The organism is Halomonas sp. MMH1-48 (assembly GCF_022348105.1).
Taxonomy (GTDB): Bacteria; Pseudomonadota; Gammaproteobacteria; order Pseudomonadales; family Halomonadaceae; genus Vreelandella; species Vreelandella piezotolerans.
The window spans coordinates 20,399-27,717 of sequence record NZ_JAKRFL010000028.1 but is presented as its reverse complement, the minus strand read 5'-3'; the positions used below and the strand labels follow the sequence as shown (position 1 = coordinate 27,717).

General features: G+C 57.7%; 5 protein-coding genes. 2 read left to right on the top strand and 3 right to left on the bottom strand.

Going from position 1 to position 7,319, the window contains the following annotated elements; all coding sequences use genetic code 11:
* Positions 1-107: 107 nt before the first annotated feature.
* A complete protein-coding gene (locus MHM37_RS16275) occupies positions 108-1,706 on the bottom strand; it encodes a nuclease-related domain-containing DEAD/DEAH box helicase (protein WP_239297313.1) in 1,599 nt (532 codons plus the stop codon).
* A 203-nt stretch (positions 1,707-1,909) separates the two neighbouring features.
* Between MHM37_RS16275 and MHM37_RS16270 the strand changes: the two genes are divergently transcribed.
* Both MHM37_RS16270 and MHM37_RS16265 read left to right on the top strand, forming a co-directional pair.
* The gene (locus MHM37_RS16270; RefSeq protein ID WP_239297314.1) at positions 1,910-3,991 is read left to right on the top strand and encodes a TonB-dependent siderophore receptor; all 2,082 of its coding nucleotides are present in this window, start codon (positions 1,910-1,912) and stop codon (positions 3,989-3,991) included.
* 144 nt (positions 3,992-4,135) lie between these two features.
* Positions 4,136-5,464: a serine hydrolase gene (locus MHM37_RS16265; protein WP_239297315.1), complete on the top strand. Its 1,329-nt coding sequence runs from the start codon at positions 4,136-4,138 to the stop codon at positions 5,462-5,464.
* Here MHM37_RS16265 and MHM37_RS16260 read toward each other — a convergent pair.
* Together MHM37_RS16260 and MHM37_RS16255 are read right to left on the bottom strand one after the other, a co-directional pair.
* Positions 5,397-6,344 carry a sucrase ferredoxin gene (locus MHM37_RS16260; protein WP_239297316.1) on the bottom strand — a complete coding sequence of 316 codons (948 nt, stop codon included), beginning with the start codon at positions 6,342-6,344 and terminating at the stop codon, positions 5,397-5,399. The genes MHM37_RS16265 and MHM37_RS16260 overlap by 68 nt on opposite strands.
* Complete coding sequence (locus MHM37_RS16255; RefSeq protein WP_239297317.1) at positions 6,341-7,162, bottom strand: ABC transporter ATP-binding protein; 822 nt, start codon at positions 7,160-7,162, stop codon at positions 6,341-6,343. The genes MHM37_RS16260 and MHM37_RS16255 overlap by 4 nt, the downstream gene beginning before the upstream one ends.
* Between the last annotated feature and the right edge of the window lie 157 nt (positions 7,163-7,319).

Below are 7,319 nucleotides of genomic sequence, written 5' to 3'. Positions count from 1 at the left end.
GGGGAAGTGTGTCTGAACGACGGGAAGTGGTTAAAAAGTAGGCAGTTTAAACCGTGCCAATAGGTTTTTAGTAGCATTACGTCTTGGGTAAGATACTTGCTGAGGTGCTATGAGAAATCCGGGCTAGGGATGCCCGCTTTTTGAAGGGCCTTGTGGAAGTACTGTCCTTGAGTATTGGTGGTATACACCACCGCTATGCTGCTTAAGGGGCTACCTTGCTGCTGCCAAGCCTGGATACAGTGTACGAGATAACGGCTCTCCTGCTGGTCACTGTCGAAGTGGCGAAAGGCGGGCTTGGGGCCGCTGACACCGGCCACTTCTGGCGCAATCAATGGAACGTGATCCTCGTCGGTATCGTGTGCCTCGAGAAAATCCCGTGCGAAGTCGTAGGCAAATGTCAGTATTTCTCGGGTATTGCGATAGTTGAGCTTGAGAATGGTAGTGCGTCCACGTGCCTGAATGCCGGCCGAGGAGAGCGGGAATTTGAGTGAGCCCTTTTGGTAAATGGATTGAGCGTCGTCGTAGAGCAGCAGCAGCGAGTTGGTATCTGGATCGATCATCTGTACCACCAGCTTGAGCCAGGCCTGCTCGAAATCATGGCCTTCGTCAATCATCACCGCGCCATATTGCGCCCGCGGAATATGCGACTGATCGACGGCCTGTATGACGCTTTCCACTTGGCGCTCCCAAATGGGTTGATGACCCGGTAGCAGGTTGACGTGGTAGGTTTTGAGTTGCAGTCCGCACCACTCATGGAAATGGTGCACCTTGACCTTTTCGGAAAGCCCCTTGTCGGCAATGAAGCTGCGTAGTCGTGCCGCTAGGGTGATGTTGAAACAGAGCACCAAAATCGGCTTGCTCGTCGCTTGGGCTAGGTGAAGGCAGCGATAGCCGAGAATCAGTGTCTTGCCAGAGCCAGCCACGCCGTGGATCACTCGGTGGCCGTCCCCCATGCTGCGTGCCAGCTGCTCTTGGTGTAGGTCCATCACGCGAGTGATATCGGGTACGAGACTCACGGCTGACTCTTCTTTCTCGGCGCTATCACTCTCGAAGAAGTCCTGCGTGGGTGCATCGATACGAACTTCCGGAAATAGCTGCCAACGAATTCGGTCGATCTGCGGGACGCTAAGCTTCTCACCGAAGCGATACTCGAACATGTTCCAGAGTCGTTCCTGAAAGGCTTCGGGATCTGTGGTGGTCAGCATCTCGTCTTTACATATCACCAGGCGGCTTGGCAAGACAAGCGCTTGATCCTCCTCTGAAACGGCCTTATTCCACTGCAAACGAGTGATATTGGGAAAGACGACTCCAAAGCCGTAGGGGAAACACAATTTCCCACGATAGCGCTGACCCGCTTGAGTCAACTGTGGGTCGCGCTGTAGCTGGTTGATGGCGGAAAAGGCGCATTGGCGGGCCTGGGCGAGCGGATTGCTGATGGTCTTGCGACCTTGATGAGTGTCGATTTCAACACTGTCCGGCGTGATCGAACGCAGGGTGTCGACCTTCCAATCCTTGACTTCAAGAAACAGCAGACCTCGAGCAGGATGCAGGACGATGAAGTCGGGATAGCGGCGCTTTGCCCCTAACGGTATGTCGTACCAAACGAGATAGTCGTCTTCGAGCAGGCTGTCGAGTCGCTGTGCTACCCGGCGTTCACCGGGATTCATACGAGGAATGGTCGTCAGTGTTGGAATGAACCTGGCCATCGTCTCAAGGCTCCGTATCGAGCTGCCTACCCAGCTATTAAGTTTTATTTGTATGTCCATACTATCCGGCGCGGTGAGTACCTTCAATTAGAAAAATCTAAAAATCAGAGTGCCTTGCCTTTCGTGTTGTGATTGTGAATCAAAATTCGTATCATTCGCCTTACTATAACGATACATCTCCTCATACCCGTTGAGACTTCCTCATGCTCCGTAAAACTCTCCCGTTTTCCGTCGCTCCGTTGCCTGCTGCCGTTCGTCGTTCACTGGTGGTGTCGCTCGGTGGAATGCTGTGCGCTGCGCCGTTGGCCGCGCTGGCTCAAGAAGACACCATTGACACCGGTACCACCGTGGTCACCGCGACCGCGTTGAAGGTCGATACGCCGCTGGTGGAGACGCCGCGCCCGGTCTCTAGCGTTGATCGGGAAGAGCTGGAAACCCGCAACGTGCAGCAGCTGGATGAAACCTTCCGCTATCGTGCCGGTGTGCTGTCAGGCCACTATGGCAGTGACAACAATACGGATTGGTTCAAGGTGCGTGGTTTTGACCAGTCCACTTATCAGGATGGGTTGCGCATTTACCGTGAAGGCTTTTACCAGTGGCTGCCTGAGCCGTATGGCCTGGAGCGAGTTGAAGTCTTCAAAGGGCCTTCCTCGATTCTGTACGGCGAGGCGCCTCCCGGTGGTTTGATCAATGCGGTGAGCAAGCGCCCAACGGAGACGCCGCAGGGCGAGGTGAATTTCCAACTGGGCAACCGGAATCATCGCCAAGTAGGCGTCGATACCAGCGGGCCGTTGGGTGAGTCGGGTGACGTTCGCTATCGGTTGGTGGGCTTGTACAAAGAGCGCGATGGCGATCTCGACCACACGGACAACGAGCGCTATTACTTCGCGCCTAGCCTCGCCGTCGATATGAGCGACGATACGACCGTTACTTTCTTGGCCAGCGTGCAGAAAGACGATGGCGTGCCGGTCAACCCGTTCAAACTGCCCTACGGCACCGTGCAGGATACGCCGTTTGGCCGCGTCGACCCGCAAACCAACCTCAGCGAGCCGGGCTACGACCGTGATAACCGCACGCAGTGGGCGCTGGGTTACGAGCTGCGCCATGACCTCAACGATACGTGGCGCTTCGAGCAAGATTTACGCTACAGCGAGCTAGACCTGGAGCTACGCAGCACCTATGCGTTCTTCATGTCGGACGCCCGTCGGGCAACGCGTGGCCATGTCTATCGCGATGGTTCTATCGACAGCTGGACGGTCGATAACCGCATGGTGGGTAACTGGTACACGGACCGCACCGAAAACACGCTGTTATTGGGTGTCGATTATCAGAACCTGGGGGTGAGTGGGCAAGAAGCCGACCCGTTCCCATTTGGCGATCCTATCGATGTGTTCGACCCTACCTACGGCAACTTCACGCCGGTGGGCGCGGATGACTTGTTGAGCCGCGAGATCGATAAAGAGCAGACCGGTTTGTACGCTCAAAACCAGCTGCGCATCGATGATCGCTGGGTGCTGCTTGGCGGTGTGCGTGTCGATCAGGCCGAAACCGAGAACCGCAATCTGACTTCCGGCGTCACGCAGCGCTCTGATGATGACCAGGTCTCTTGGTCGGGCGGCGCGATGTACTTGAGTGATCAAGGAATCAACCCGTACATCAGCTACACCGAGTCGTTCGATCCGGTGGGGCGTGTGGATGATGCGGGCGATCTGTACGAGCCCCGCGAAGGCGAGCAGTGGGAAGCCGGTGTCAAAATCGCGCCGTTTGGCTGGGATGGCTACGTGACGGCCGCTGTGTTCGATCTGAAAGAGAACAATACGCTCGTGAGTTCTCCTGCCGGGTTCCAGGTTCAAGAAGGCGAGCGCACCTCTCAAGGGTTCGAGCTGGAAGGCGTTGGCTATCTCACCGATGCGTTAAAAGTGACGGCTGCGTATACCTACACGGATTCGCGCTTGGAAGACGATCAGCGTGCGCCGCTGATCCCCCGCCACCAAGCCTCTACATGGCTGGATTACGCCTTTACTGGCGGCGCATTACAGGGAGTGAGCTTGGGTGCTGGCGTTCGCTACGTGGGCAGTACGGTGGATACGAGCGTCGCGGACAATACCGCCGTCGATAGTTATATGGTGGCGGATGCCATGGTCGGTTATGAGTTTGCCGACGGCTGGCAGGCGCAGGTCAACGTCAATAACTTGACCGATGAAGAGTATGTCGCCAGCTGTGAGTACTGGTGTTATTACGGTGAATCGCGCAGCATTATCGGCAGCGTGAAGTACCGCTGGTAAACGTTTCAAAGTGCGGCACGACCTACACGCCCGGCTAAATGCCGGGCGTTGTGCGTTAGGCGGTCTGCAAAACACGCGTGTTTTCTTGCCTATACTCATGAGACATCGCCTTCGGAGAGGGCGCCATGGGGTAAGGAGACGCAGATGTTACCGAATGGTCGAGGTGTGCTGAGTGGGGCGTCGATACTCGCGATGCTGGTGGGCGGGAGCGGTGCGTTGGCGGAGCCGCTGAGCGCGGAGGGGTCCGATCCGGTGCGCTTGGGCTGGATGCAGGGATTTCCACCGCCTGCCGAGCGCATCATTGGCCAACCCGATGCCGACTATTTTAGCTTTCCCAAGATGCGCTGGACGGTATGTCATTTTCGGGAATTACTGCCTACCAAACAGGTGAGCCGGGGGCTGGCGGCTCCCTTATCTCTCCCCTATGCCCTAGACGAGGGAGTCGATGCCGTTACGTTTTACCCGCTCGGTAGCGAAACGCCGATGACTTGGGCGGCGTCGCTGAGTGAGAACTACACCGATGGCCTTCTGATTTTGCATCAAGGACAAGTGGTGTATGAGCACTATAGTGGGTGTTTAGACGAGCGCGGTCAGCATGGCGCCATGTCCGTCACTAAATCGATGACCGGCCTGCTAGGCGAGATTCTGGTCGCAGAGGGCGTGCTCGATGAGGAAGAGCTGGTGGGAGACATCGTGCCCGAACTCGCCAACAGCGCTTTTGGAAACGCCACGGTGCAGCAACTGCTGGAAATGACGACCGGACTGGCGTTTAGCGAAGATTACAGCGACCCAGACGCTGAAATTTGGGCCTATAACGCGGCGGCCAGCCCGTTACCGAAACCGGAGGAGTACAGCGGCCCACGCACTTATTATGAATATTTGGCAACGGTTCAGCCAGACGGGGAGCACGGTCAAGTATTTGGTTATAAGACGATCAACACCGATGCCCTGGGCTGGGTGATTGCGCGCACTACCGGCGAGTCCGTGGCATCGCTACTTTCGTCCCGGCTCTGGCAGTGGTTGGGCATGGAGCAAGATGCCTACTTTACGGTGGACTCGATTGGTACGCCGTTCGCGGGCGGCGGGCTGAGTGCAGGGCTGCGCGACTTGACCAGAGTGGGGCAGCTCGTCTTGGACGAGGGGCAGCACAACGGCCAGTCACTTTTCCCAGCGGCGGCGGTGCAACGTATCCGCCAGGGGGGAGACCGGGAAGCGTTCGCACAAGCGGGCTACTCTACTCTGCCAGGTGGCAGTTATCGCGGCATGTGGTGGTCACTGCATAATGACCACGGAGCATTCGCTGCTCGGGGTGTGCATGGCCAAACGATGTATATCGACCCCACCGCTGAGATGGTGATCGTGCGGTTTGCCTCTCACCCGGTGGCGGGTAACGCGGCCAACGATCCTACCTCGCTGCCTGCTTATCAGGCGGTGGCGGAGTACTTGATGGGGCGTGCCTCGAGCCCACCTTAGCCTGCCATACCGTGCTTTCGGTGGGGCCTTGCGCTAGGTCTGCACAGGTATCCACACGCCATAGGGTGGTGGCTTGGCAGTGCACGGTCAGTTCACCTTGCCGCTGGTCGAGCCGCCACTGAAAGCGTATCTCTCGTGTTTGGTCGTCGCCGTGATCGCTGATCAGAGCCAACGTGGGTTGTCTTGCTTCTGTGCTGAACTGCGTCAACGCAGCGATTTCAGCGCTTTGCTGCGCGGGAGTGAGCTGTGAGCCGCCACGGTAGCCGGGCAAAAAGCGCTGTTGGCGGGCTTCCGCCTGTAAGAAGGGCAGCGCTTGTTCTGGCGTAATACGCCCATATTTGCGCACGTTTGGCAGCACGATCACGCTGGCAGCGAGTCGGCAGCCGCCGAGGTGGCTGCTCTCCCATACCTCGAACGGCAGCGGGTGCTCAGCTACCGTGCTGGCTAGCGCTTTGAACGTTTTATAACCGTACTTCGCGCAGCACTTATCTTTGGTGCCGTGGGTACAGCAAAGAACCAAATCATTGAGCATCGCTGGCTGCTCCCACTGGCTAAGGCGGCTGCCACTTTGAAAGGCGCTGAAGAACGCCTCTAATTCCCATCGTGCCACGCGAAAGCGGCGCCGCTCCGGCATCAGAAAGAGCTGATGCTGGTACTTTTCCATGCCCGGCTGTTGGATCAGGTTGATGCGTAGGCCATCGTCAGCCAGCGTATCTAGCGTTTGCTTTAATGAATTGCTCATATCGCTGGCGTGGCGGAGTTTGCGCTGCCACTTCGCGCGCGGCCAGCTGAGTAGTAAGTTGCGCTCGGCATGAGCGGCGCTACCGGCCAGCGGGTCGTGCTGTTCACGGCTTAAATCCGCGCAGAAGGTGTGGTTCATAGGACTGCCTGTAACGTCGCCGAGGAGAAGGGCACGCACACTGGGCTACCGCTAGCGGGGTCGCGCAGAATGTGAGCATCCAAGTCGAAGACGCGCTTTAGGTTGGCCGCGGTGAACACATCGCTTGGCGTGCCGCTGATGACGATTTGCCCGTCGCGCATCATGACTAGATGGTCGGCGTAAGCGGCGGCGAGATTCAAGTCGTGCAGCACCAGTAGCAGCGTGCGGCCATGGTCGTGGGCCAGCCGAGATAGCAGCGCCAACAGCTCTACCTGCACCTTCAAGTCTAAAAAGGTGGTGGGTTCATCCAGCAAAATCAAATCGGTCTGCTGGGCGAGCACCATCGCGATCCAGCAGCGCTGGCGCTGGCCGCCAGAGAGCGCTTCCACATCCCGGTCGGCAAACTCGGTCACGTGCATATAGGCCATGGCTTCCGCGATGGCGCTGGCATCCTGCTGCGGGTCTTTTTTCCACAACCCTTGGTGGGGGAAGCGCCCCATCCCCACCAGCTGTTTGACGCTCAACCCTTCGGGAGCGGTGGGGCCTTGCGGCAAAATGCCCAGCCGTTGAGCAACCTCGCGGGTGTTACTGCGGTGAATGTCCTTGCCATCGAGATAGACATGCCCGCCGCTGGGCGTCAGCGTGCGCGCCAAAGTTTTCAGCAGGGTCGATTTGCCGCTGCCATTGGGGCCCAGTAGCACGGTGAGTTGGCCTTCCGCCACGGTCAGGTCCACCCCCTGCAGAATGCGCTTGGTGTCGTAGCCCGCGTGCAGGCCGTCAGCGGTGAGTCGTGATGCAGGGTGGGAATAGGCGGGCATAAGGTAGGCTCAGGCAAGCTCAGTCACGAAATCAGGGCAGCCAGCACCCTAAGACAAAATATTCTCATTTTCAATGTTGTTCTTGTGGCTGCCTCATGTCGAGGTAGTTCGTTAGTTCGAACGGTTCGTTCGCAAAGGTAGACCTGCTTGGCTCTTT